Source organism: Flavobacterium rhamnosi (assembly GCF_048286515.1).
In the GTDB taxonomy this organism is placed as follows: domain Bacteria; phylum Bacteroidota; class Bacteroidia; order Flavobacteriales; family Flavobacteriaceae; genus Flavobacterium.
Genome location: NZ_JBLVPS010000019.1, coordinates 58,151 through 83,353, shown reverse-complemented (window position 1 = coordinate 83,353; position 25,203 = coordinate 58,151). Strand labels below are relative to the sequence as shown.

Genomic DNA, 25,203 nt, shown 5'->3' with positions numbered 1-25,203 from the left:
ATAAGTTTAGGTTAGATTAAAAAACATAAATATATTAATTTTATTTACTCAATGCATAATCCTCAACATCAGCTAATTCAGTAGCAACAATCATTTTACTACCAATAGCATTAAAATGTCGTTTACCGCATTTGATTTTAGCTTGTTCTTTCGGTCTTAAATCAAATAGACCTGTACTACCTTTGGATTCCACAACAAAGTACAATTTTTCATCATCTTGGTCTTTCCACATGATAGCCCAATCTGGGTTGTAGGTTCCAAGTGGAGTATCGATTTTAAACCAATCTGGTAGTTTAGCATAAACGGAAATATTGGCACTGTTTTCAAATTCCTTTGCCAAATTTGATTCTACATTGGAGTCATATACTACGTAGTTATAAGGCGATTTTGAACTCTCCTTTAAATTGCTTTTCATGTATCCAAACAACTCTTTATTTTCAAAAAGCTCTTGCTCGTAGTATTCAGCATCACCAATTTTCTTGTAACTGATACCATCAATGATGTGCAAGTTCATTTGTTCGTTGATGATGTCAATACAGCCTTCAATAAATTTTTGAGGATTTATTTTGAAGTAATCCAATTTATTGATTCCAGTTAAAATTGTTACAATCGATTTTCTTGTTAGCTGGGTTTCATTCTGAAGGTAACTTACAATGTCTGGTAATCTTTCTACTTCATCTTTGATACTCGTTGTTTCAGTATTAGGACTAATTGTTGCATCCACTCCTCCAGCATTAATTGAGATAGAAGCTTTTGTATAAATCAATTTTCCTCTTGTAATTTTTAGACGGTCATTGATTGCATTAATACATTCTTTAACCAGTGAATCAGAATCAAAGTTTACTGAGAAGGTAGTTTTGAATTTTACTTTTTCCCATAGTTCTCTAAACTCTGGACTGTCTAAAATTCTTTTATTTACGGTCACTAATTTTTTATCTGCTTGGTTTTTTATTTCAAGTCTTCCAGCAGTTTCTTTTAAAGTGTTGATGATTTGATTAAAAACATGCTCCTGTTCTTTGAACTCTTCAGGAATAACAACCGTTTCATCCTTTAAATCAATTTTAAGCTTGTCTTGTACTTTTCCTTTAGCATCAATATAACCTTGATTTATAAGATGTTTAAAGAGTTCTTCTGATTTTTCTTGACCAAGATAAACGGTGTCTTCATCGTTTATTTCAACAACAATATTTCCAAAACTATGTTTCTCAAGGATTCCAAATTTGATTCCTGTTTCTTTTTCAATCTCTTTCTGGAAATTATCTACAAATTCAGCATAGGTTTCTGTAGCCATGACCGTTAAAGTATTCACTTCATGCCCATATACACGTTCTCCTGATTGATTTACGCATAAACGTAAACCACGACCTATTTCTTGTCTTCTTCTTATTTCGGAACCACCAGCATCTTTTAGAGTACAAATCTGAAATACATTTGGATTATCCCAACCTTCTTTTAAAGCGGAGTGAGAAAATATGAAACGTAATTTTGATTCGAAACTCAAAAGCATTTCTTTATCACGCATGATAAGATTATAAGTGTCCTCATCTGCATTGGTGTTTCCTTTCGTATCCTTGAAATATTCGTATTTGTCTTTAGAATTACTTTTCTTAGATTTTTTATCAATAGAGAAATAACCATTATGAACTTGATTCGCTTCAACTTCTACATCCTTTAATTCTCCAAATAAACTAACGTATTTTGGTTTAGCTATTAGCTTCAAATACTCTTTTTCGAAGATTTCAGCATATTCACCATTAGCAACATTTCCATCCTCATCATATTGACGGTATTTTCCAACAGAGTCAATAAAAAACAAAGAAAGTACTTTGATTCCTTGAGGATTCAATACTAATTCTTTGTTTAAATGCTCTTCAATTGTCTTGCGGATTAAAGCTGTTTTAATTTGTTTGTCATCCACATTTCCTATGGCTTCACCTAGCTTTATAACTTCGTCTTTGCTGGTAAAATCAATGTATTCATTTCCAGCTAGGGCATAAATATCTTTGATGATGTAGCCTTCATATTCAGCTCTATCGGTAATTTGTTCTAAATCTTCATTTTGTTTTACCAGAACCGTTTTTCTTGATATACTTCCGTTTTTGAAAATATCCAGTTCCAATTTTGCTACAGGAAAACCTTTGGAGACTTTAACTTCAACTAGTCTGATATAAGCATTGTTGTTGATTCCTTCAGTTTGAACTGAACCAACTTCAATTTGCTTGACCAACTTCTTTTCATAAGCATCTACCGCATCCAGCTTATACATCATGTTGATTTTCTCATCCTTGCGGTGAGTTGCTGAGTATTTTACTATTGCCAAAGGATTTAAGCTCTGGATGGCTTTCTTTCTGATTGGTGTACTTATGGTTGTTTGTGGTTCATCTATAAAAACGACTGGATTGGTATTTTTAATTAAATCCAATGGTTTGTATCCTAATGAATCATTGTATCTATGGATAATATTTGCTGTTTTCTTTAAATCATCAGGATTGTCAAAACTTTTTGCGAAAGCATCAATATTGATAACCATGATTTCCAAGCGGTCATTGGTGGCAAAATCCCGAACCTCATTTAGTTTACTAGAATCATATACAAAAAAATTGTAGTTGATGTTGTCATACAATTCCCTTAAATGTTCCTTAGTAATTTGTAATGATTTGTAAACTCCTTCTTTAATTGGAATAGAAGGAACTACAATGATATGCTTAGAGAAACCATATTTTTTATACAGTTCAACAATGCTTCTCAGGTAAACATAAGTTTTACCTGTACCAGTTTCCATTTCAACCGTAAAATCAAGATGTTTTCTATCTATTTCGGCTCTTGTTGAAGGTTTTAAACCATTGGATAATTGAATTCTTTGCGTGTTTTCAAGAATTTGTCCTTCTGTCAAAAGTAATCTGTTACCATAACCCATATCAGTAAACCCAATATTTTGTTGTTTGGCTAAAAATTCTGGAGAATATACAGTGAAATTAGAATCGCATTTTTCTTGACCACTAAATATATCTACGATTGCTTCAATGGCTTCTTGCTGGTAATTTAACGTACTATCAAATTGTATTTTCATGACTAACTTTATTTCAAAAAGAAGAAAATCTGAATGATTTATTTTCTTGCTTAATTTTATTAAAACCTAACTTAAATAACCTAAAATGGTGTTTATAAGTACTTTGTTTTTTGAATAATTTCTTGCTTAAATGAATATCAACATTATTTAAGCAGATATTATACTATTCTTATTGCTTTTTAAACATATAAAGAGCATTTATGTCTCTTTGTTTAGTACTTAATTTGTCAAGCAATCCATCTTCAATAAACTTATTCAAGTAGCCTCTAACAGTATTTTCATTTATCGCTACATATTTAACAATTTCACTTAATGTAGCTTTATGACGAGTAAATAGATATACAAATATTTTTTTCTGAGTTTCATTACATTCATGCCAGTTTTGCTCAATTTTTTCCATTACTGAATCATGAATTGTTTTAGAATGACCACTAATTTTATTTCTTAGTATCAGGTAAACTGTACCGTTTTCTTCTTTGTATTCAGGAGTAGATAACATGGATTTTTCCATCGATTCGTAAATCCTTGAAACTCCTTCATTGAGTTGTCTTACGTATCCCATATCTTCTAGCACTCTTGCTACACGAGGGTTTCTAGCAAATCTTTCGTTTTTAATGTTTTCTATAGTTACTTGCGCTGGTAAAGGCCCGCTATTGCTGATTTCTAATCGATTATCAAAGTGTTTTATGTATATAGAATTGCCTTGCACATTATAAGAACGATGACAAAGTGCATTAACAATTCCTTCCAGCCAAGCTTCTTCTGGATATTCTGGAACCTTTTTGAATTTTCCAGTCTCGATATCTAAAAAATAGTAATCTTTGAAAGAAGCCCTTAAAAAAGCTTTTAGTATGTCTATTAATCGTGGAATGTTGGTTTCAAATCTTTCGTCTTTTACAACGTTATGACTTGTTCCTGTCAATGCTTCAGTTCCTTCATATCTTACATATCGTACAGAAGCAGAAGAAATATATTTTTCAGGGTCTTGTGTAAAAAGAAGTACCGAAGCGTTTTTTAGTTGATAAACTCCTTCCTTCTTTTTGGCTAAATGTCGTTTTACTAATAAATCGAGTACTTCTCCTTTATAATTTAGCTTTTCTTTATATTCATCAAGTAAGTCTTGGTCTAAATCTTCAAAATCAAAATCTTTGACTATTTCTTCCTCAAAACGTCTTATTCCTTTATCGTATTCTAACTTTTTTATTCTATCTCGGTCTAATATTCGATTAGTATCTATTACTCTCAAATACACATTCTCATTGTCTTTTCTAGAAAAGATACGTTCTAGGTCTTGTTCAACATGATATAGGAATATCAAATTACCTTCTATCTCCATTTCTTCCAATTCTACATTACAAGCTGGATGAATAAAATCAAATACTAAAGTTCTGTAGGCATCTAGTTTGTCTCCTAAGGTTTTAACATCTTGTATGTCTCCATTATCAGCAACACCAAAAGCTAGAACACCACCATCAGCATTAAGCATACCTATTAATTCCTCTGCAATTTTGGTAGGTTTTACATCTTTTTCTCCTAATCCTTTTCTCTCAAAGTATTGATTCTCTTTTTGCGTACGCAAATACACATCAGTGATTAAAGGATTAATAGTTGAAATTATCATGGTACTCATCTTGCTTATTTATTATAATTTCTTGCTTAAACAATACTATCTATTGTTATCATTGGTTTTATCTCTATTATCATCTCCTTGCTTAACATGTTTAGAAACTTGCTTAGTATTAAATACTCTTAATTTCGTTAATACCAAAACGCTTCAAAGTTTGCACTGAATTTGTTTTCTCTACATCACCAAAACCTGAATCTTTAAAGATAACTCTACACACTTCTGGATTTAAAGCTTCTTTCCAAGCACCAATCCCTTCAGCAACTTTATTAGTAATTCCATCAGCAAGGCAAATAAACAAAGCACCAAAACCAACACTAAATACTTTTTTACCTTCAATAATTTTTTCTTCGATTGGTAAGGTTAAATCTAGACCGTATTTTAATAATATTTCAAATAATACATCTTCTTCTGTACGACCTTCTTTAATATTGTCTTGAGAATCAAATAAATTATCTACTAAATTATCTGGATTTCCATCCCAACCTTTTATGTTGGAACTGTCTAGTTTGAAAACTTTGAAGCCTAAATCTAAATCTTTTGCTTTTTCTGGATTTTCTTCTGCTATTTTTTTTCCAACTCTACGAATACGTTCCTTACCTATTTCTGTAATAGTTTTAAATCCAAAATTTTGAGCTTCAGATTTAATCGGGGTAGGTTCTGGTAATTGTACTAAAACGAATTTTCTATTTCCTAAGTCTTTACTATTTAATTGAAAAACAGAATCTGCCGTTACCGCAGAGCCTGAAAAAAAATCTAAAATAATATCATCTTCTTTTGTTACAAAAGACGCTAATCGATTAATTAATGATGTTGGTTTTGGATAATCAAAAATATCTTCTGACCCAAATAATAATTGAAGTTCTTTTCTTGCAGTTTGACTATCTCCAAGTCCTTTTAATAAAGATTTTGGCGAGTCAAACTCTACTACTTTTTCTGAATATAATTTTCCGTTTTCTTTAAAAAAGAATCTTTTAATTTTTTGTCCTTTTAAATCTACTATTTCTTTACCTTGTATCCAATCTTCAATCATTTTTCTCATTGTCCAGCCAGCATGTAAAGTAACCGATTGATGGAGTTTCCCATCCTTAAATGTTAGTTCCCCATCTATCCTAATAGCTTCAGAACCATCGATAGTTCCTGTGATATCTTTGTCTTCGCCTTCATATTCAATTCCTGCTGGAAAAAATATTGCACTTTCAGGATGTCGTGAATCAACTTTTTTATTACAACGTTCTATCGATATCTCTGAATTTTCTCGAAAGAATTGATTTAAAGTATTTATGTCTTTAGCATACGTTAGAATATATTCATGTGCTTTTGAAATATATCCAGCATTAATTCCACGAGGTAGTTCCCAAACAAAATTCATTAATGAATTTGATTCACCAAAAACTTCATCACATAGCTTTCTTAAATTATCGGCTTCATTATTATCAATTGAAATAAAAATAATTCCATTGTTTACCAAAAGATTTCTAGCCAATAATAAACGAGGATAAATCATATTTAACCAATTGGAATGATAACGTCCATCACTATCAGAATTGGTAAAAAGCTTGTTTCCTTCACCATCTATTTGTCCAGTAACTTGTTGATAATTTTTAAGATTATCTTTGTAATTATCTTTGTAAACAAAGTCCTTTCCTGTGTTATAAGGTGGGTCAATATAAATCATTTTTACTTTTCCATTATAACTCTTTTGCAATAGTTTTAATACCTCAAGATTATCACCTTCAATGTATAAATTTTCGGTTGTATCCCAGTTTACGCTTTCCTCTTTTGCAGGTCGTAATGTTCCTGTACTGGGTTTATGGGCTTCTCTTCGGGCTTGAGCTTTACCAGCCCATGTAAAACGGTAATATTCCTCTTCCTCTTCAATTTCCTTTCCCAAAATATCTTGTAACACCTTAAAATCAATTTTACCTTCTGTAAGTACTTCAGGAAAAAGTTCTTTTAATCGGGCAATATTATCATTTACTATATCTAAACTTTGAGTAAGTTCGTCTCCTTTTGTAATTTTATCTAAGCTCATAGTGTGTTTAATAAGGTTTTAAGAGTCTCAATTTCGTTTCTCTTCTTCTGGATTACAATATTCAAAGAAACTCTAGTATTGAGTTGGGATTCTTTTTTTATTTGGTTTGACAAAGTAAGGATTTCTTTTTCTATTTTTTGGATAGTTTCCAGATGTTTTAGGTCGTCTTCTGTTCTTATGGAACTCCGTTTGTTGAAGGTTCCCGTAACCATTGCAGTTTGAAATTGTACAATAGCACTGGTGTAACTTTTATAAGTGGTTTCTAAGTTGGTTTTGTCCGATTGTGCAAAATCCAAGCCTTTAAAAAAAGCATCAACTAACTCATTTTTGTATAATTTTGAAACATTGGGTGAGTTGATAAAAGCCTCAATGGTTCGTTTTGATTTGTCATTTTGATTGATTTTTTTGTCGCAAACATTCACTACAAATTCATTTGCATTTTCAATCACCAAAACAATAGGATAAGGAATGTGTTTCTGGAATAAACTAGTCACTTTATCAATTGTACCCTTCAAAAGATTTCCTGATAGTGTACAAATCATTACTTGAATTTCCTCAAAAATACAAGTTTCATTTTGGACTAAAGTAATATTAGAATTAGAGGGTTTGATACTCGCTAACCATTCCATTGTGACAATTTCATTTAATATTTTTTTGTCAGCAGAATTTAATTCAAAGTTTCTGATAAAGAAAGCTTTGCTTATTTTCTTACTGACAATAGCCCTTTCGGGTATATTTAATATTTTGTTATAGTTAAAACTCATTGCTTATTTGATAATCAAATAACTGATTAGTTCTAAATTTTCTTCTTGACTGATAACTGAACTCAACAATGTGGTTCCACCAGCTGTAGCCAAAGAATCCAGTCCTACTTCTTCTTGTACGCCAATCACTTCTTGAATAGCAGTTTTAAGCAAATTGGCGTAGACTTCCATCTTTTTGTTTGTTTTGGTTTCTTTGTCAAATTCAGCAATTAATTCTGGTATAATTCTATCATTACCCATGGCTAATTTTCTAAAATAGTCTAAAGCCGTTTTGGTTTGAGAAGCTTTGATGATTTCGGCACCATCTATACTGATATAAACCAAAAAGAAGGGATATAAGATGTTGTTTTTAAGTTTAGAAGCAAAGTCTTCACTATTGCCTTTTAAACAGAAAATAACGCCTTGTTTCACATGCTCTAGATTTGACTTAACTACTGCATAAGATGCTTTTGGTATGTGTTTTAATTCTTCTAATTCTGAATCGGTGCTTTTCTCCAAATCAATCTTAAAATCATTAAAAGTTAAATCGGTAATTGATATATTTCCGTGAACATCCTCAAGGTCAATAACCTGATTTTGTAGTTGTTTCAATTGTTGTTTACGATAATCCAAATCTTGCATTTCACGGCTATTTTGAGAAATAATATTATCCTCTCCAGTAGCCGAAACATCTAGCATCACCATTCTTCCCTGAACACGAGCCACCAAATCAATAAAACTATCTAGCTCCATACTTGGGAAAAAATTTACCAATTGGATATTATTATTTTTAGACCCAATACGGTCAATACGTCCAAAACGTTGAATGATACGTACTGGATTCCAGTGTATATCGTAATTGACTAAATAATCACAATCCTGAAGGTTTTGCCCTTCAGAAATACAATCGGTACAAAAAAGAATATCAATTTCATTTTTTTCTTCAGGATAAATTTCATCTCTCTTTTTTGATAGTGGAGAAAAGTTAGTCAAGATGGTATTTAAATCCGTTTTGCACTTTGGCATATTGGTCTTATTGGTTCCAGAACCAGTTACCAAAGCCGAGTTTAAACCATGTGCTTTTTTTAACCAATCGTGTAATTCGTTATACAAGTAATTTGCAGTATCGGCAAAAGCAGTAAATACAATTACTTTTTTGTTATTATCATTGATTGGTTTATGCAGTTTTTCTTCAATAATAGTTTTAAGCTCCAACAATTTAGCATCACGTTCCACATCAATCAACTTGATGTTTCCCATTAATTTAACCAGAACAGCTTTATCCTGTTTCAGGTCTTGTTTCCAAGCAATATTGTCTAAATCTTGAATCAATACTTTGGTTTTACCACCAACCAAGAGGTCTTCTAAATCAGTATCATCAATATCAATATTGTTGATGTCTAAGTCAAGATTTAAAGTTCCAGATTGATGATTCTCTATTTGTTTTAAGTTGGAATCTATAAAATTAATTAATTTCTCAACCGTTAATCCAAAAGAATGAATGGAACTCTCTAAACGTTTTAAAAGGTTTACACGCATTAAATAAATCAAACTCTGCTCACGGTCAACTTGCCTAAAAACGCTTCCTGTACCTGTTTCCATGTCGTACTTCGCTTCGTATTCTTCTCTTTTATCGGCTCTTACATAAGCTAGAGGTGTATAAGATGCTAAAGTAAGGGTACTAATTTCATCGTAAATTTGTCCAATATCGCTAAATTGATTTTTAGTATCAATTTCGGGAGTTAGGGTTATTGGTACTAATCTATTTGGAAAATTTCCAATATCTGACATGTCATAGTATTTCTCAATATGTTTACGAGACCTCGCAATGGTTAACATATCTAATATTCTAAAGTAGGAACCATCTAAACTTTCCATCAGTCCATTAACATCAAGATTGTTTGGGTCTCCATTTTTATACCATAAGGTAAATTTTCTTTGGGCATCCTTCATTACCTGACTGATACTATCAATACCATATTGACTGAAATAGCGGTCGTTTCCTTCCGTAATAAAAGAGACTTGATTTTTCAAATCGTTCATTTTATTATTTACGGGAGTTGCTGATAACATCAATACTTTTGTCCTGATATTCGCTTTTATAACCTGATTCATTAAACGCTTGTAACGTGTAATTCCGTCCCTTTTGTTGGGATTGTTTCTGAAATTATGAGATTCATCTATAACAACCAAATCGTAATTTCCCCAATGAATAGTCTCTAAATCAATATCACCTGATTTCCCTCTTTCTCTGGTCAAATCGGTATGATTTAAAACATCAAAATTTAAACGGTCTTCTGCTAGAATATTTCTTTTATCGTTTAGGGTATAAACTGTCCAGTTTTCTCTTAATTTTTTTGGTGCAAGTAGTAAAACTCTTTGGTCATTCCTTAGAAGATAGTATTTTATGACTGCTAACGCTTCAAAAGTTTTTCCTAAACCAACAGAATCAGCAATAATACATCCACCGTAAGTTTCAATTTTATCAATAGCACCAATTACAGCATCTTTTTGGAAATTGTACAGCAAACTCCAAATTTTAGAATTTTTAAAACCTGTTTTTTCTAACTTTTCATCGGCTCTTTCATTTACTGTTGAGTAATGAAATATTTCACGAATACTGTACTTGTAAATTGCTTCTGCTGAAATGGTATTGGTTCCTTTCTCTAGTAATGGTTTGACTGCATCATTCAAGACAATCTTGCTACTGTTCCAAGCTCCGTTGAAATAGGATAGATACTGATTTTGGGTATCTTCAATATTATTAATAAAAATTAAATTCTCATCATTGATAGTTCCTAAACAAACTGAATCAAGGTCTAAAGGTGTTAAGAAGAAACAATTAGATATCCCATCATTTTCTACAACAAGAATATTTTGATTACCAATTCCACCTTTTCTAATTTGAATTTTATCATCAATCAGCCCAAGAACTTGGTTTATTCGGTACTTTCGGTCTAATAAAAGATTTATTTTATTTTCCTTTTCATTTTGAATAAATCGAAAATCATCTTCAGTATCAAAATTATTACTCAACAGTAAATTGATTTGTTTTGACTTTGAGAATATGTCAACTAATTCAAATAAGGCGAATGCAGTAAAATGATTGCAACTTATATAAATATTTGAGTTTGGTGTGATTAAAGTCTTAAGTTCTTCAAGTAACAATCTACTTTTGTTGTCTATAATATTCATTATCAAGCTTTAAATTGAGAATAACGGTTTAAATGTAAGCATATAAATGTAGTGTGTTTTGTCTATTTCTTACAATTATTTTATCTGTTTTTAGAAAATAAATTATTAAATTGTTAGTATTCAGTATTTTAGTTAATAATGTATTCATTTAAAAATTTACAAATGGAAAAAGCAATCATGTTACACAATCTAGCTCCAAACGATTTGGAGGAATTAATTAGAAAAGTTGTAGATGAACAACTAGAAGAATTTAGAAAAAATGCTTCAAAGCAAAACCCTGATGAGTTATTGACAAGAGCAGAGGCTTGCATTTTGCTCAAAATCAATATGACTACCTTATGGAACTGGTCAAAAAAAGGAAGAATAATATCCTATGGAATAGGCAATCGGGTCTATTATAAACGTGGTGAACTGATGGAAAGTTTGGTTCGAATTAACTAATTATACATGTGATTTTGTAGGTTGAAAAATTTTATTTTCAGAATTTGTGGAGAGTTTGTAGACATTATCATATTAAGAGCTTGAGTAATTGCTAAAAAGGGCTCTCGGAGGGCTAGAATCGATGATTCTAAATGTGACCCCACAGAACGTTTACAGGTACGTCTGAACACTTTTGGTACATATAAAACGGCTATAAACTTCCGTTTTGGTACAAATAAAAGATAAATAAAATCTTGAAGTAGACATTCGAACATGTCTATTTAAGGAATAAAGGGTAGTGATTTTTAACACATGAAAAAACTAAATCTTAATTCAAATTTTATGAATTGACTAGATAAGGCTAAATAATTAGTTCTATTTAACCTTATTCAGTCAGATAATTTGAATTTTTAATATTGAATCATTTGGTCAATTTTTGTCAAAACTTCATCTGTAATTATTATCCCTTGATAATCATTATACTTTTTTTCTTTATGCAGGTTTTTAGAAATGGCTATGAATTTTTGAAAGTCCATTGAAGTTGAATTTGCTTTTTGAATAAAATCAATTACATCATCTGGTTCCTCATATCCTAGTTGACCTAAAATAGCATAGACATCAATTGTATCATCCAAAGGATATGTTGGCAAAATACTATCAGTTGATTTACTTGTATTGAATACTTCATTTGTATCCTCATTTTGATTATCAATAACTACAATAAGAGACTGATTTACTTCTTGTTCAGTTGAATCGGAAGTTTGAATCGAAATTTCTGAAGCTAAAAAAGTTTCAAGTTTCTCAATATTCACAGTAATTTCATGTCCAGAGGTACCCGTTCTCTCATCATAATCTTTTTTAATCGCCTTGAAGAAATCAAATTTGTTTAATGTGGTTATAACTGACCTCATTCCCCCATATTGCATTCCGAACTTTAAAGCTAAAGTCTTATTCGTTTCGAAACAGATTTTCCCATTCTTTTGCCACCCAATAATGTAGGATACAAATAGTTTTTGCGTTGAAGATAGTTTTGTTGTTGCTAGTAAATTGTAATCTACTTTCACGAAGCTTTTCATTTGTTTTTCTTTCATGTTTATTTAATTTTTAAATTGTTTTTATTTGTTTTTATTTCAGCAGGAGGTGTTCTTTTGACAGCAATACATGTTGTTCTAACAACTGTGAATTGTGTTTAAAGAGCAGGGTGTTTTGTTGGAGCAGTAGCAGGGATGTTGAATAAAACTCTATCTATTAGACTATTACTATATTAAAATAAGATTAAATAATAAAATAAATTAATATTAATTATTAGATTCATATTCAACATGTTAATAATAAATTATTTAATATTTTATTATTCATTTTCTTTTAAATTAATATCAATTACTAATCTTAATCTGAATGATAACAAAAACACTTCAACGGATTTAAATTGCGAAGCAATTAACCTTTTCGAAATTGATTAAAGGAAAATAAATCTCAACTCAATATCCTGCGGAGCATTTGTTTTTTCCTTTCTAAAAAGAATAATATCAACGTTGCGAAGTTTTACTATTTTTTAATCAAAAACATATCTCAACTAAAAGAAAAGTTTTGGCTCCGCTCAATTGCCACCCCCGAATTCCGCTCAACCCCCTCCAAAAAATCTGCTTATTTTAGAACATTACTTTATAAGACTTTTGAGAATATTTTCTAGCTATCGATTTAACTAATTTCATTTTAGGAGGTATTTTAAGAAGTTCTGAATCATGACCATGAGGCATTTTTTTAATATTTAAAGAAGAATTTTCAAGTACCATTTTAGCTCCATAGTAGAAATCATATAGTGCTACGCAAAAAGGGTCGAGTTCAACTGATTTCTTTGTGATTATTTCATTTCTCCTGACAGGTACTTTTTCATAAGCATTAAAATATCTTAGATTTATCAATAAATCTATTTCTTCATCGTTGAAATTCATGTTTCTTAATATTTTTTCATCAAGATACATACGTTCTAATCCCTCAGTATAAGGGAAATTATCATTTAGGGTAGTTGTTGTTTTAAACATTTTTATAAAATTTAATTGGTTAGTTTTTTATTGGAAATTCTCTTATTAACAAATCTTCTGGAATCGCTTGGATTTTATCGATTTGTTTAAAGAAAAAAGGAATACCCTTATTTTTACAATCATCTCTGAGTAGTCTTCCCCAATCGGTATTAAAAGGTCGTTTTCCGTGTCCACTTTCACCACCATTGATAACCCAATCAACCATGTCTAGTAATACTCTATTCGTTCCATCATTAGCTTTAGCCATCAAATCTAATTTCTCCAATTGCGGTTCAATAGAAAGGAACCTTTGTCCTTTTACCTTTGACAGCTGAACGATAAGTTTATTAGCTGTTTCTTGGTCTACTGGTGAAGTTCCAAACATTACGTTCTTCGGTGGATTCTCCTTCCAGCTCTCAGGAATGTATTTATTTATGTTTGACGGTCTTTTTGTTAAGAGTAAGAACATCAGATTGGGCGAATTAGGAACAATCTCATTGAAGAATTTATCTCTCAACTGTCCTGTGTTCCAGAATTCATTTTCTTCTTCTGGATATGGATTCCCTTTATGGTCTACTAATGGCATTGGTTTTTCGAAAATGTCCATCATCGAACCCACAAAGACTCTGTGGACTTCATTCTGTTTTTCTGCCTCCTTTTGGAACTTTTCAATTTTTGACCAAACATCTTTAATCATTCTTCTAGGTTTATCATTACCCCAGACATCGTTTCCAACTCTTTTTGCGAAGGTCAGTGCGTAACAGTTGTCACAGCCTTTTGTTACTTTCATACATCCCCACCATAAATTTGCGGTGTGATTTGTCCATTCTATTTTGCTATTTTCAGCCATAATTTTAATTTTTAAATTGTTAATGTTGATTTTAATTAGGACACAAGAAGTCCTGTACCCAATTGCTGGGTAATTTTTTTTGATAAAATTGGTTTAGGATTTCTTTTCGGAAATGAAAAGATATTTTGTTAACGAGTAGAATTATTAATTAACTAGAATATGTGTTTAGAACATTTTATAAACACTTTAAATTCTAATTAAGTAAAAAATAAAGATTCTCTTCGATAACTTCAATTATTTCATCTTCATTATTTTTAACTTTCATAAATTTTGTAATTTCAAGCATTTGTTTAAAGAAATAAGCCTCTTGCTCCAATGCATCATAAGTTATTTCGTTATCTCCATAAATAGGATATTCATATTCAACTCCGTTTTCTTCTATAATTAAATAAACATCTATCGAATAGCATTTGAAATTTTTAAAACCTTTTTCTTCAGCTTCAGAAGGTGAAGAGAAATTTTGATTTGGTGAGTAGTTAAAAGAATTTGAGATTTTTTCAGCCTTTAAAATCGCCTTTCTTCTATTTTCTAATAATGTATTTTCTTCAAAAACATAGTCAGTGCTTGTACTTTTACGATTACCTTTCTTACCTACTTGAAGAATTAGTACAGATACTACATATTTGCTTTTAATTGAATCTAAATTTGTTGTTGTCATTGAATTTTTCATGTTTTTTAAATTTTAAGGTTGGATTAAGACAGTTCTCTTCCTGTCCATATTCAAATGGATTTTTTTTGTTTTACTATTTATTGATTATTTGCTCTCCAGATTAGGAAAGACTTTGAAGATTATGCGGTTTGATTGAATCGATTGTTCATCAAATCAAAATTGCTGTTCTGGACTAAAATACTTTCTATCTCTGCAATTGGATAATAATAGATGTCTCCAATCTTTGTAAAAGGAAGTAAGTTTTTATCTCGGTAACTTAGGATAGTATTATCACTTAGTCCAAAATACATTTTAAGATGCTTATTTCGATAATATCGCTTTGGAGATTGGACATTGTCAATTTTAGTTTTAAGCTCTTCTAATAGCTTAATAACTGGCTCGAAGGTTTCTTTTGTTTCTTTCATAATATCAATTGTTTTATTTTGATACTGCGAAAGTCTAAAAAAAAGTTTCCAACAAATTTTTGTTGTCAACTTTTGTCAAGTTTTATTTTTTTATTTTTTTTCAAACTTAAATTCTTCCATTATGGTAATCAGTTTCTTAGATAGGTTTTCTAAGGTTTTATTATTAGACTTAAGTTCATCTCTATCTTTACTGTTAAACTTTGAGTATTCACTTTTAATATCAGTTATTGGGAATGATTTACCATAAGCTTCATTATTTCTAACTCCAGTAAAACTGAAGCTTTGCTCAATGAAGGTCTTTCTTTGAGTCTTATCCTCAAATTTTAGAAGATTTGCTTCTTCTAAAATATATAATAACATCAATGACTCTTTCTTACTTAAATTGAAAGTTGCTCTGCCAGCAGTCTCTTTTTCATGTTTTTGATTCGACTCTGAGAATGTATTATAATCAAAATCGGTACTTATTATGTAATCAAAATTGGCGATTTTTGTAATCAAATCTTGTTTTAGATTTGTTAAAACATCTAGTTTTGAATCAATTAATTTACATACAATTGGAACAGACTCAGAGTAAATTGGATTTGATTTGTTTGGTTTCTTTGATTCAGCTAATTTTATTCTATATTTATTATAAAGAATATGTAAATCTGCACCATTTTCATCTATTAGATTAATGAATTTTTGCAACAATTCTACATCACTTTTTTCTTTTAATTGAATAAGGAGTTTATGATTTAATTCGGTATGAGAGTCTTCAATTATTTTCAATTGTGATTCTAATATTTCTTCACCATCTTCATAATATTCTTTTAAATCAGAGTTTTTATTAAATTCTCCAATTTTATTTATCAGGTCTTGAATTTGAATTACATTCATGTTTTGAAATATTGCAATTTATAAATTGAAATTAATTACCGCTAAATAACGGAAAATCTTATACATTTATAGCAACAATTACAATAAATTATTATAGAGTATATCTAAAACAGCTTAGTCGATAAAAAAGGAACTTGCAACTTTGAATCACAAGTTATTAAATTTAAAGAATTACATTGAAGTACCTATGGAAGAAGAAAACTACTATAACATACAATCGATTATTGAAGATGTTTTTAGAGACCAAACCTTTGAAGGTGAAGTTTTTTTTTATGATGAAATACCAGATTCAATTATATCAGTATTTAATGAAAGTTTAGATATTGATTTTAAGGAAAATATTGAATATTTACTTTTTTACAATGACTCAATAGATGAAGCAGGCAAAGATGGAATTGCGATTGTAAAAAAGGAAGAAAATTATTATTTAATACTAAAAGAACATAGAAAATATCCTGTCATATTTTTTCTGCATTCCGAATTTGAAATGTGGGAAATTAATAGCTTTAGCTTAGACGAAGTAGGTTATTTATTCAGCATTACTACTGACATAGATGCTAAAGTTATTAATGGATATCGACATTTTGTAGTTGATGATATGAGCGGTACAGAACCTGTAAAAAGAAGAGTATATACCTTTGAATTCTATAATAATAGATTTCTAAGATTATTAATTGAGTTATGTGAACAAATAGACAATGAATTAGGTGAATAAAAAAACAGAGCCAATTGCTCTGTTTTTTTATTCCATGAATTTATACAAAGTTTTCACTTAATCCTTTCATGTGTTGTTTTACAGTACCATCCAGCAATTTTGCATAATGCTGAGTTTGGGTAATCCGTTTATGCCCCATAATCTGACTGATTACCTCCATTGGAATATTATTAGCTAAAGCAACTGTGGTTGCGAAAGTATGTCTTCCAACATACCATGTCAAATTTTTATCGATGCCACACAAATCTGCAATTTCTTTGAGATAAGCATTCATGTTGGAATTACTTCGATTTGGAACCAATCGGTTTTCCTCTACACATTCGGGGTCGTCTTTGTATTTATCGATTATGCGTTGCAATGGGGGAATAACTAAAACATTGGTCTTTACACCTGTCTTTTGTCTTTTTGTTTGAATCCAGCTGTCTAAATCGTTATCTAAGCTGAAATTACCTTGACGTAGGTTCATCACATCAACGGGAGCATAACTGGTATAGCAACTAAATAAGAATATATCTCGTGTTACATCCAATCTTCGATTTGAAAATACTTTATTTTCAATAGTTCTTAATTCTTCAAGTGTTAAAAACGTGGTATCAATATCTTTCAATTTACCATCATAAATTGAAAAAGGGTTATTCGCTACCAGTCCAACTGTTATCGTATGATTAATCATTGAAGAAATGTTTCTTAGGTATTTCACAGTAGTATTGTTTCCTATTCCTTTATTTTTTCCGTGTATCCTTTCAAATCTTAAAAACTCATCCAGAGCATAAACAAATTGTCTATTGACTTTTTCAAACTGAATATCTTTTATTTTATGTTTAGATTGAAGGAAGTCTTTAATGACATTTGCCATTCTTTCATATTTTTCAAGTGAACCTTTGGCACGGTCTCCTTTAGTTACTTGTTTTTTAAAATATTCATTATGTTTCTCAATAATTTCCAACAATGTGATTTTACGTTCAGTCTTTTCGTTGAAACAATAGTTTTTTAGATATAAGGGAGTTATTTCTTCGTTATCTGGGTTATTCCTGATTAGCTCATTGTATTTACTCTCAATGGCATCTACTAATGATTTTAAGTAGTTCTTCAGGTTAATTTCATTGTCGACTCTAACCACGTTTCGTAGGTTGTTGGTTTTAGACCAACGTTCCTGTAAAATGTATTTAGATGTTGAAAAAGTGGAGTAGAGACTCCCTAAATAAATTTTGGCATAAATTGCAGTTTCACCATTCTGATTTTTTTTGTCTCCTTTCAAATAGAAGCTCACTTTTAGTTTTTTCATATTTCCGTTTTTAATTAGTGCAAACGTACTATTGAAAGTTTCCAAGCCCCCGTATTTGTTAACAATTGTCAACTTTTTGGTACCCTAATTTGAGAGTTCATTCTCAGGGTACCAAATAGGGTACTTGTCGGATACGATTTAAAGTTTAAAATGAAAACATGCTCATTTCATTATTTAAATCAAAACGACTCGTAAGTGCTGTAAAATATAGGATTTTGTAAAGTAAGGAAAGTATTGAAATGTAAAAAGCCCCTCTTTGAGGGGCTTTCAGCGGAGAAAGAGGCTCCGTAACCTTTATATTGAACCCAGTAAAGATGGGTGTTCACAGACTTTTTTAAGAACAGGGTTACCTATAGGTGCACTAACAAAATTAGTAAAATAATATGAAGTAAAATTAGGCTTATATTTATGAAAGTTAAAGTTAATTTATTGTTATTTTGTACACTGATGATAATTTTTTTGTTTTTTCGGCTATTACAACTTGTAAATCTTGTAACATTTCATTTTTGTATAATTCATAAAATTCATCATCCAATTTGTTAAAACGAATTTTCGTCGGTTAACTAAAACCCTCCTAAAGTTCCATCTTAATGTTTAGCCATTTTTGGTTTTTTATTCTTCTAATTTTATTAACATAGTTTTTTTTCTACTACTGACTTTGTTAGTTTTCCTTTTTCATTTAACTCTTTCCACTCATCATCCCTTAATTGCATAAATTTTGAATCTCAAAGTTCATTAAAATCCATGCTACCTACTGTGGAAGAGTTTAATTTAGATACTTTCTCTTCTAAATGTTCATATGATTTTGTATGTTTGCTAATCACGTTATAATTATGGACTATGCTTGATTTTAATTATTATGTTGTTACTTCTTATGTAAATGGGTTTCCTTATTTTACAACCTGCGCCTCAATTGATGACGTATTTTACAGAATCTCTGATTTGGAAAAATTTATTTCAGATGCTAAAAGTGGTGTTTCAGATGAAAAAATAGAGCCTTTAAATTTTAAACTTATTTCAAGTAAACATTTTACAATTTAATTTAAGTTTCATAATTAGTCTTTTAAAGAATAAATTATGCCTTTTAAAGGTCTTTCTACAATTTCAGCCCACCCCTTTGGTTTTGCCCGGAATGAGGTTTCCAGTTTGCGCCGGAATGGGGTGTTCACTTTTACCGGTTCTTCGTCACTTTTGGTGATCTAGAATCAACTTAGATAGCACTTTTTGTTCTTAATAATTGAAGCCCTTCCGGAAAATGAACTGATCCAATAATCACTGATTAGAAAGAAAGGAATTTGAAGTAAAATACAAAGAGGCTCAAGTATGAGGATATTCCGCTGCACGTCGCTAAGATATGGAACAGTGGTTATTACTAACGAATAAAATCATATAAATGGATGATAAAATATTAATTGCAATAATTTCAGCTAGTTCTGCTTTAGTAGGTTCATTTATTCCTACAATATTCACGTATTTTAAAACTAAAGATCAATTTCAATTCGAATTAAAAAAGGATTTGTTAGCCAATCAAAAGTCAGTTTATGACGGAATTTTAATTGCTTTACAAAATATGATTAACAATCAAGGGAATGAAGAATTTGAAGCTTTGCAAAAGGCATCAATAAAATTAGCAATTTATGGCGACAATAACTCTGCTAAAGCAATGAATGAGTATTATAATGAAGTGACAAAAAGCGGTCGAAACGCAAGAATTCCTTTAACAAAAGAAGAGCATAAGGAATACCAAGAAAAAATTATAAATGGGATCCGACAAAATTTAGGACTTAATAAACTTGATTCTTTTGAAATTGTAGGTTTCAGACCTGATAAAAATTAGAAATCAATTGTAGCAAGGAAATGTTATCTGAAACCGTGAAAAAATTACACATAAAAAAATCAAATGAAACTAATTTCAAATCTAGAGCAAATTTTACAAAATATAAAAACAGTCGAAAATTATTTAACAGACGGAACCTCAGATGAACAATTGAAAATTTCAAAGTTTATTCAACGTGGAACTTGTTTTATTGCATATCAAATTGAAAATGAAATTAGATTTGCTCCAAGTAAGTTTTTAGGCTATATAAATAATAGTTTAGAAAAACATATTCCATCAGAAACTGATGGAAGAAATACGAATGAAATGATTATTAATATTTTAGAAACAAATCCTTTTTTTTATGAGAAACTGGAAAACGAATATATTGCATATTGTCAAAATTTAGGATTACAGCCTAGAAAAAAAGGAGCATTTGGAGTGCAAAGAAAATACTGGCTTTTAAAATTAGAAAAAGATTTTCTTGACAATGAAGAACTCTTAGGAGAATTCCCAGAAGGTAAAATTGTAGAGAGAATTCATAAATCAAGAGAGCGAAACTCTAAAGTCATTGAAATCGCAAAACAAAATTTTAAAAATAAATATGGTAAACTTTTTTGCCATATTTGTCATTTCGATTTTGAAGAGAAATATGGAAGTCTTGGAAAAGATTTTATTGAAGCTCATCACACTATTCCTGTAAGCAAAATGAAAACTGACCACAAAACAAAGCCCGAGGAAATTGCAATGCTTTGTTCAAATTGTCACAAAATGGTTCACAAAAAAAGACCTTGGTTGGAAATGGAAAATTTGAGTAATATCATAAACGGCCAGAGGTAGCAACTGTTTTGAGCAAGTGGGGCTTTAGCAGAATTATCGTTTATTTTGATATCTTCGTTTAGGTAGAAAATAATCTACTCCAAAAATCCTCACCTGCTCAAAAGTTAGGGTTATAGCACTATTGAAAAAAACGTAAAAATGAACATTTCAAAATATCAAGAAACAATATAAAAGTTAAGACCTTTAGTAGATTCGAAGTTCAAATATAACACCTCTAAATGGGGAAAACTAAATCCTGAATTCACTAGTTTTATTACAGAATTTGAAAATTTAGAAATTTCAAGACAAGATATAATAAACTCCTTTCAACTTTTTTATTCTGGAAAATTAAATTGGGAAACACCATTTTTATTAACTATGATTTGGGGATTTGCGGATACTGGATATGGGACCTATAGAACTAACAACTATATCTCCGAAGAAGTAAATCAAACACATATTAAAAAATCTTTTGATGCAGTTTATAATATTGATTTAGAATTAGCATACAAAAGTTTAAAATTAATAAAAGGACTCAATATAAGTTATATTTCAAAAATTTTATACTTTGCTACAAAAGCTTGTGATTATAAAGAATATGCCCTAATTTATGATATACGTGTAGCTAAATCACTTGTGAAATTGACACCATTACCAGAGATTTTTGAAATTGTAGAAATTACTCCTTCATCAAAATTTTCTCATTACAAAATGTACAATTCTTTAATGCATAAATATTCTAAAGAAATAAATTCTGATGCTGAATCACTGGAAATGTTTTTATTTGAACAATTATTCTAACAAAAAACGCTTGCTATAACATACGTTTTGTCACATTTGGATATTTTAGTACACTTTCACCGGAATAAGCAATTGGATATCCTGCTGCAAAGAGGTTCTTCATCAATTTTGGTGATCTAGAATCGACTTGGTTAACATCCTTTTTATTAATAATTAAAAGTCAACCATTTCTTTTTTCAGCCTGTTAACCTAGATCAAAAAAAAAGACTGATTAATAATCATTTGGATAATTCGGTTCGATTTGTGCCACTGATTTCGGTTAGACCGCGCCACCCCGCTATTCACACGATTCTTTTATAAAAAAGCGTTCTATTTAAGGAACTACAGTTGAAAATGAGTTGGTTATGGTGTTGTTGAGTAATTTAAGATGTCCGATGCTTTTGGAATAGAAAAAGGAAAGCCTAATGCTAGAGTAAGTTTTGGTATTGGTTTTTTCTATTTTGATTGGTATTCCGTGCAAATACTTTCCTATTGTTTTTAATTTCATACAATTGTAAGACTATTTATGTCGCATTTTTTTATGAATTATGCATCTTCTCGCATTTCATGGGACAGCAATGTCAAACATTACATCCGAAACGGATTATAGGATAACTTACCCAATCCGATAAAAACCAAAATTTCCAAATCAAACAAGCACCGTTGGGAACATGAAACAGCTGACAAGTACCTCTAAATGATAAAAGCGATACTGAAAACGGTGATGATAAAAAACACTACATTCATTTTTTGATGAATTATTATTCTAAAATGATTCTAGCTGAAAAAATTATTAGATTATACTTTCTTAGTATGTATTAATTAAAGTAGGATATATACTGTATATTTACCTTTCATATTTATTTATAAATGAAGAAACTTTATACGACACCTGATTTTAGGGAATATCATAAACGTAAATTACGAAAACTTGATAGGAAAAATAGAATAAAAAGAAAGCTTAATACTCAAGAAAAAAGGGATCGGGATAATCAACGAAAGCTATTCTATAATTATAAAAAAAATAAAAATGAACCTCTTCCTCTTTATGCACCTAAGGATTTTAGGCTAATTGATAATCCAATTTATTGTTTAAATTTTTTTAGAGATGTAAGGTCACATGAAAATATATTTTATCATAATAAACAAAAACAGGTTATCATTTCTTTAGTTGATGTTCAGCTAATTGATTACGCTACAATTAGTGTTTTAATAGCAATTAGTGATGACTTGAAAAGCAAAAAAATTACCTTGAGAGGAGATTTTCCTGTTAATCCAGATTGTAAAAAATACATTATTGAATCTGGTTTCTTAACACATATGGTCGATGAAAGAAATAGACAATTTGCAAAACAAAGCAAATCTAAATTCATTTTTTTTGAGAAAGGTTCTGGTAAATTATCAAGAAAAGAGAGTAAGAACATAAGCGAATTAATAAAAGACGTGGTTGAACATCTCACGGGAGAAAAGAAAAATATAAAGCCATTAAAAACGATTCTTTTAGAAATATGCGGAAACAGCATTGAGCATGCAAAGACGAAAGATAAACAATGGCTTTTAGGAGTAAAATATGAAAATAAGAAAGTAATTTTCACAGTGACTGATGTTGGAAAGGGTATTTTGGAAACCTTATATATTAATAATGTTGCACTTATGGGAAATCTCATCAAAATGAAATCTAAGCTAGAAATTTTAAAAGGAGCATTTACTCAGAAGTATGGTTCAAGCACTCAAGAAGAAAATAGAAATAAAGGCTTACCGGCTATCAAAGTAAATTCTGATTTTGGAACCATAAAAAACTTGATAGTATTAACAAATAATGTAATTTTACATTTTGAAAATGATGATGGGTCTTTCACATTCTCTCCTGGTACTCCAAGATTTAAAGGAACCATGTATCAATGGGAATTAACTGAGGATTGCATTATAAACACAATAAATTATTATGTCGAAAATTAAAGTATTAGACTTTGATGAATATCCTGGCTTAAGACATTGTTCAGTGAGCGAATTTTCAGGTGAAGAATACTATCATAAAATTCTTAACGATGCTTTTAAAAAAGCATATGAAAATAAGGAAGGATTAATCGTTGAGTTGGACGGAACCGATGCATATGCATCCTCATTTTTAGATGAAGCATTCGGAAACTTAGTTTATGATTTTACTTTAGCGAATGTTTCAAGATTAATAAAAATAATTTCGAATGATGAGCCTCATTGGACAAAAATGTTGCAAGAAAAGACTTTTAAGGAATGGGAAACAAGAAGAAAGAATAATGAAAAACCCATTGTAACTGAACTACATGGTCCTTGGTTTAGGCTTGTTGATGGTGAAATTAAAAAAGAGGTATGGGAGACGCCTTAAGATTTATATTTTCATTTAATTTTACATTAGATTTCTCTAATTTTATAGATATTCTAGGGATTATTGTTAATTCTCTATTGGCACTTTGGATAGTACAAACAATTCAAAATAAATTGGCAAACAAAAGAGTATTGAAGGATCATTTTATATCTGAAGTAAAAGATATTAGAGCAGAGTATAATGAATATATTAAAGATATCTATGGAGAAAGACTGATACCAAAAGAAACACTAAGAGCATTTAAATTACTCAATATAAAAAAAGACCATCTTCTTACTGACATTGCTGATATATATAAGATATCGGAACCAAATTTAAATTCGTTTCATGTTGATTTAAGAGAATTAATAACCAACTCTGCGGAATATTCTGCAAATTTCCGGGGTAATAGTCCAGTGTCATTTTCTGCCGCCACAAAAATTAAATTAGATAGAATTCAAGGAAATTATAATGGAGTGTTTAATAAATTGATAATTAAAATAAATGATGCGAATTAAGTTTGACAAAATTAAATAATGATAATATCGGTACAGCATAGAAACATAAAATGTCCAATAAAAAACTTACAAGTTTGCGAAGGTATTTTTGAAATTTCGAAAGAACGTATTAAAAATCCATTAGTGGGTTCGCTCAAGGATTCTGTCGCATCTGACAATAACTTTTTATCTTTGGGGCTTATAAAACATTCAATCTACGAATAACAAAGGTCACTGCTATCCAAAATCTATTATTCTATAAGCTGTATATTTCAAACTTAGATTTACCTTAAGCTATCGAGATGTTGCCGAAATAATGAAAATGAGGGGAGTTGAGGTTGATCCTACCACAATTTAGCGTTGGGTGTACAAGTTTAGTCCTTTTATCGAGGCGCAAATGAAAAAACGAAAACTAAGAGTTGGAAAAAGTTGGAGAATGGATGAAACCTATATAAAGGTTAAGGGTAAGTGGTGTTATTTGTACAGAGCAGTTTATAAATCAGGTAATACAGTTGATTTCCTATTAACCAAGAGAAGACAAAGGATGAGTGCCCAATCTTTTTTAATTAAGGCAATTGGTAATAATGGTAAACCAGGCATTATAAACATTGACAAAAGTGGATCTAACATAGGGGCTATCAGAGTTTATAATCAGCGTTTGTTTGCTAAAATAGTGATCCGGCAATGTAAATACTTGAACAGCATTGTCGAACAAAATCATCGTTTTATCAAGTGGAGAATTCTAAATAGATTAGGATTTGAAAATTTTGAATCAGCTAAAAGAACGTAAGAAAGAAACACTGGTATAACTATGTTTAAATCATTCTGTTCATTGGTAGCATAACCAACCGAAAAACACTAATAAGTAGATTTATGCTCCACAGCTGCGACAGAACCTCATAGAAACAGTAATTTATTGTGAAATTACCTATTATATGTGTTTAAAAGTATATTTTTAAATTCTTCTTTATTTTGAATATTTCTGGGTATAAGTGACCTTACTAAACCTGCATGAGGGAAAAATCATTAACATCAG

General features: G+C 30.2%; 22 protein-coding genes and 1 pseudogene. 10 read left to right on the top strand and 13 right to left on the bottom strand.

Annotation, left to right across the window (positions count from 1 at the left end):
* Window positions 1-40: 40 nt before the first annotated feature.
* The 5 genes from ACNQGN_RS14585 to ACNQGN_RS14565 form a co-directional block, all read right to left on the bottom strand.
* Window positions 41-3,070, bottom strand: coding sequence for a type III restriction-modification system endonuclease (locus ACNQGN_RS14585; protein ID WP_417988557.1), 3,030 nt, complete (start codon window positions 3,068-3,070; stop codon window positions 41-43).
* A gap of 169 nt (window positions 3,071-3,239) precedes the next feature.
* Window positions 3,240-4,700, bottom strand: coding sequence for an ATP-binding protein (locus ACNQGN_RS14580; RefSeq protein ID WP_417988556.1), 1,461 nt, complete (start codon window positions 4,698-4,700; stop codon window positions 3,240-3,242).
* Between the two features lie 109 nt (window positions 4,701-4,809).
* Entirely contained in the window at window positions 4,810-6,729 is a 1,920-nt protein-coding gene (locus ACNQGN_RS14575; RefSeq protein ID WP_417988555.1) for a site-specific DNA-methyltransferase, read from the bottom strand.
* Window positions 6,726-7,493 carry a DUF4391 domain-containing protein gene (locus ACNQGN_RS14570; RefSeq protein WP_417988554.1) on the bottom strand — a complete coding sequence of 256 codons (768 nt, stop codon included), beginning with the start codon at window positions 7,491-7,493 and terminating at the stop codon, window positions 6,726-6,728. The genes ACNQGN_RS14575 and ACNQGN_RS14570 overlap by 4 nt, the downstream gene beginning before the upstream one ends.
* Before the next feature lie 3 nt (window positions 7,494-7,496).
* The gene (locus ACNQGN_RS14565; protein ID WP_417988553.1) at window positions 7,497-10,667 is read right to left on the bottom strand and encodes a helicase-related protein; all 3,171 of its coding nucleotides are present in this window, start codon (window positions 10,665-10,667) and stop codon (window positions 7,497-7,499) included.
* 162 nt (window positions 10,668-10,829) lie between these two features.
* On the opposite strand from ACNQGN_RS14565, the gene ACNQGN_RS14560 reads away from it, so the two are divergent.
* Window positions 10,830-11,108 carry a helix-turn-helix domain-containing protein gene (locus ACNQGN_RS14560; protein WP_417988552.1) on the top strand — a complete coding sequence of 93 codons (279 nt, stop codon included), beginning with the start codon at window positions 10,830-10,832 and terminating at the stop codon, window positions 11,106-11,108.
* A 389-nt stretch (window positions 11,109-11,497) separates the two neighbouring features.
* Here ACNQGN_RS14560 and ACNQGN_RS14555 read toward each other — a convergent pair whose 3' ends face one another.
* From ACNQGN_RS14555 to ACNQGN_RS14530, 6 genes are all read right to left on the bottom strand, one after another.
* Window positions 11,498-12,178 carry a hypothetical protein gene (locus ACNQGN_RS14555; RefSeq protein WP_417988551.1) on the bottom strand — a complete coding sequence of 227 codons (681 nt, stop codon included), beginning with the start codon at window positions 12,176-12,178 and terminating at the stop codon, window positions 11,498-11,500.
* Window positions 12,179-12,739: 561 nt separating this feature from the next.
* Window positions 12,740-13,132, bottom strand: a complete 393-nt coding sequence (locus ACNQGN_RS14550; RefSeq protein WP_417988550.1) for a hypothetical protein — start codon at window positions 13,130-13,132, stop codon at window positions 12,740-12,742.
* Window positions 13,133-13,151: 19 nt separating this feature from the next.
* Window positions 13,152-13,961 carry a DUF5131 family protein gene (locus tag ACNQGN_RS14545; RefSeq protein ID WP_417988549.1) on the bottom strand — a complete coding sequence of 270 codons (810 nt, stop codon included), beginning with the start codon at window positions 13,959-13,961 and terminating at the stop codon, window positions 13,152-13,154.
* A gap of 193 nt (window positions 13,962-14,154) precedes the next feature.
* Entirely contained in the window at window positions 14,155-14,631 is a 477-nt protein-coding gene (locus ACNQGN_RS14540) for a hypothetical protein (RefSeq protein ID WP_417988548.1), read from the bottom strand.
* Between the two features lie 119 nt (window positions 14,632-14,750).
* Window positions 14,751-15,035 carry a DNA-binding protein gene (locus ACNQGN_RS14535; protein WP_417988547.1) on the bottom strand — a complete coding sequence of 95 codons (285 nt, stop codon included), beginning with the start codon at window positions 15,033-15,035 and terminating at the stop codon, window positions 14,751-14,753.
* Window positions 15,036-15,125: 90 nt separating this feature from the next.
* Window positions 15,126-15,911, bottom strand: a complete 786-nt coding sequence (locus tag ACNQGN_RS14530) for a hypothetical protein (protein ID WP_417988546.1) — start codon at window positions 15,909-15,911, stop codon at window positions 15,126-15,128.
* A 187-nt stretch (window positions 15,912-16,098) separates the two neighbouring features.
* Here ACNQGN_RS14530 and ACNQGN_RS14525 point away from each other — a divergent pair, with 187 nt between their 5' ends.
* Window positions 16,099-16,626, top strand: a complete 528-nt coding sequence (locus ACNQGN_RS14525; RefSeq protein WP_417988545.1) for a hypothetical protein — start codon at window positions 16,099-16,101, stop codon at window positions 16,624-16,626.
* A gap of 40 nt (window positions 16,627-16,666) precedes the next feature.
* Here the strand turns inward: ACNQGN_RS14525 and ACNQGN_RS14520 are convergent, their stop codons facing one another.
* On the bottom strand, window positions 16,667-17,911 hold the full coding sequence (locus tag ACNQGN_RS14520) for a site-specific integrase (RefSeq protein WP_417988544.1): 1,245 nt from the start codon (window positions 17,909-17,911) through the stop codon (window positions 16,667-16,669).
* An 840-nt stretch (window positions 17,912-18,751) separates the two neighbouring features.
* On the opposite strand from ACNQGN_RS14520, the gene ACNQGN_RS14515 reads away from it, so the two are divergent.
* The 4 genes and pseudogenes from ACNQGN_RS14515 to ACNQGN_RS14500 form a co-directional block, all read left to right on the top strand.
* Entirely contained in the window at window positions 18,752-18,952 is a 201-nt protein-coding gene (locus tag ACNQGN_RS14515; protein ID WP_417988543.1) for a hypothetical protein, read from the top strand.
* 352 nt (window positions 18,953-19,304) lie between these two features.
* Window positions 19,305-19,748, top strand: a complete 444-nt coding sequence (locus tag ACNQGN_RS14510; protein WP_417988542.1) for a hypothetical protein — start codon at window positions 19,305-19,307, stop codon at window positions 19,746-19,748.
* 63 nt (window positions 19,749-19,811) lie between these two features.
* Window positions 19,812-20,567 (top strand): HNH endonuclease, encoded by a 756-nt coding sequence (locus ACNQGN_RS14505; protein ID WP_417988541.1) that lies wholly within the window; start codon window positions 19,812-19,814, stop codon window positions 20,565-20,567.
* A gap of 201 nt (window positions 20,568-20,768) precedes the next feature.
* A pseudogene (locus tag ACNQGN_RS14500) lies at window positions 20,769-21,347 on the top strand (8-oxoguanine DNA glycosylase OGG fold protein); the annotation flags it as partial.
* A 313-nt stretch (window positions 21,348-21,660) separates the two neighbouring features.
* Here ACNQGN_RS14500 and ACNQGN_RS14495 read toward each other — a convergent pair.
* Window positions 21,661-21,834, bottom strand: a complete 174-nt coding sequence (locus ACNQGN_RS14495) for a hypothetical protein (RefSeq protein ID WP_417988540.1) — start codon at window positions 21,832-21,834, stop codon at window positions 21,661-21,663.
* Between the two features lie 362 nt (window positions 21,835-22,196).
* Here ACNQGN_RS14495 and ACNQGN_RS14490 point away from each other — a divergent pair, with 362 nt between their 5' ends.
* The 4 genes from ACNQGN_RS14490 (at window position 22,197) to ACNQGN_RS14475 (ending at window position 24,957) form a co-directional block, all read left to right on the top strand.
* Window positions 22,197-23,285 (top strand): hypothetical protein, encoded by a 1,089-nt coding sequence (locus ACNQGN_RS14490; RefSeq protein WP_417988539.1) that lies wholly within the window; start codon window positions 22,197-22,199, stop codon window positions 23,283-23,285.
* Window positions 23,272-23,691, top strand: coding sequence for an STAS-like domain-containing protein (locus tag ACNQGN_RS14485; protein WP_417988538.1), 420 nt, complete (start codon window positions 23,272-23,274; stop codon window positions 23,689-23,691). Before ACNQGN_RS14490 ends, ACNQGN_RS14485 begins: the two co-directional genes overlap by 14 nt.
* The gene (locus ACNQGN_RS14480) at window positions 23,676-24,188 is read left to right on the top strand and encodes a hypothetical protein (RefSeq protein WP_417988537.1); all 513 of its coding nucleotides are present in this window, start codon (window positions 23,676-23,678) and stop codon (window positions 24,186-24,188) included. The genes ACNQGN_RS14485 and ACNQGN_RS14480 overlap by 16 nt, the downstream gene beginning before the upstream one ends.
* A 343-nt stretch (window positions 24,189-24,531) precedes the next feature.
* Complete coding sequence (locus ACNQGN_RS14475) at window positions 24,532-24,957, top strand: IS6 family transposase (protein WP_417988536.1); 426 nt, start codon at window positions 24,532-24,534, stop codon at window positions 24,955-24,957.
* The last annotated feature ends 246 nt before the right edge of the window (window positions 24,958-25,203 follow it).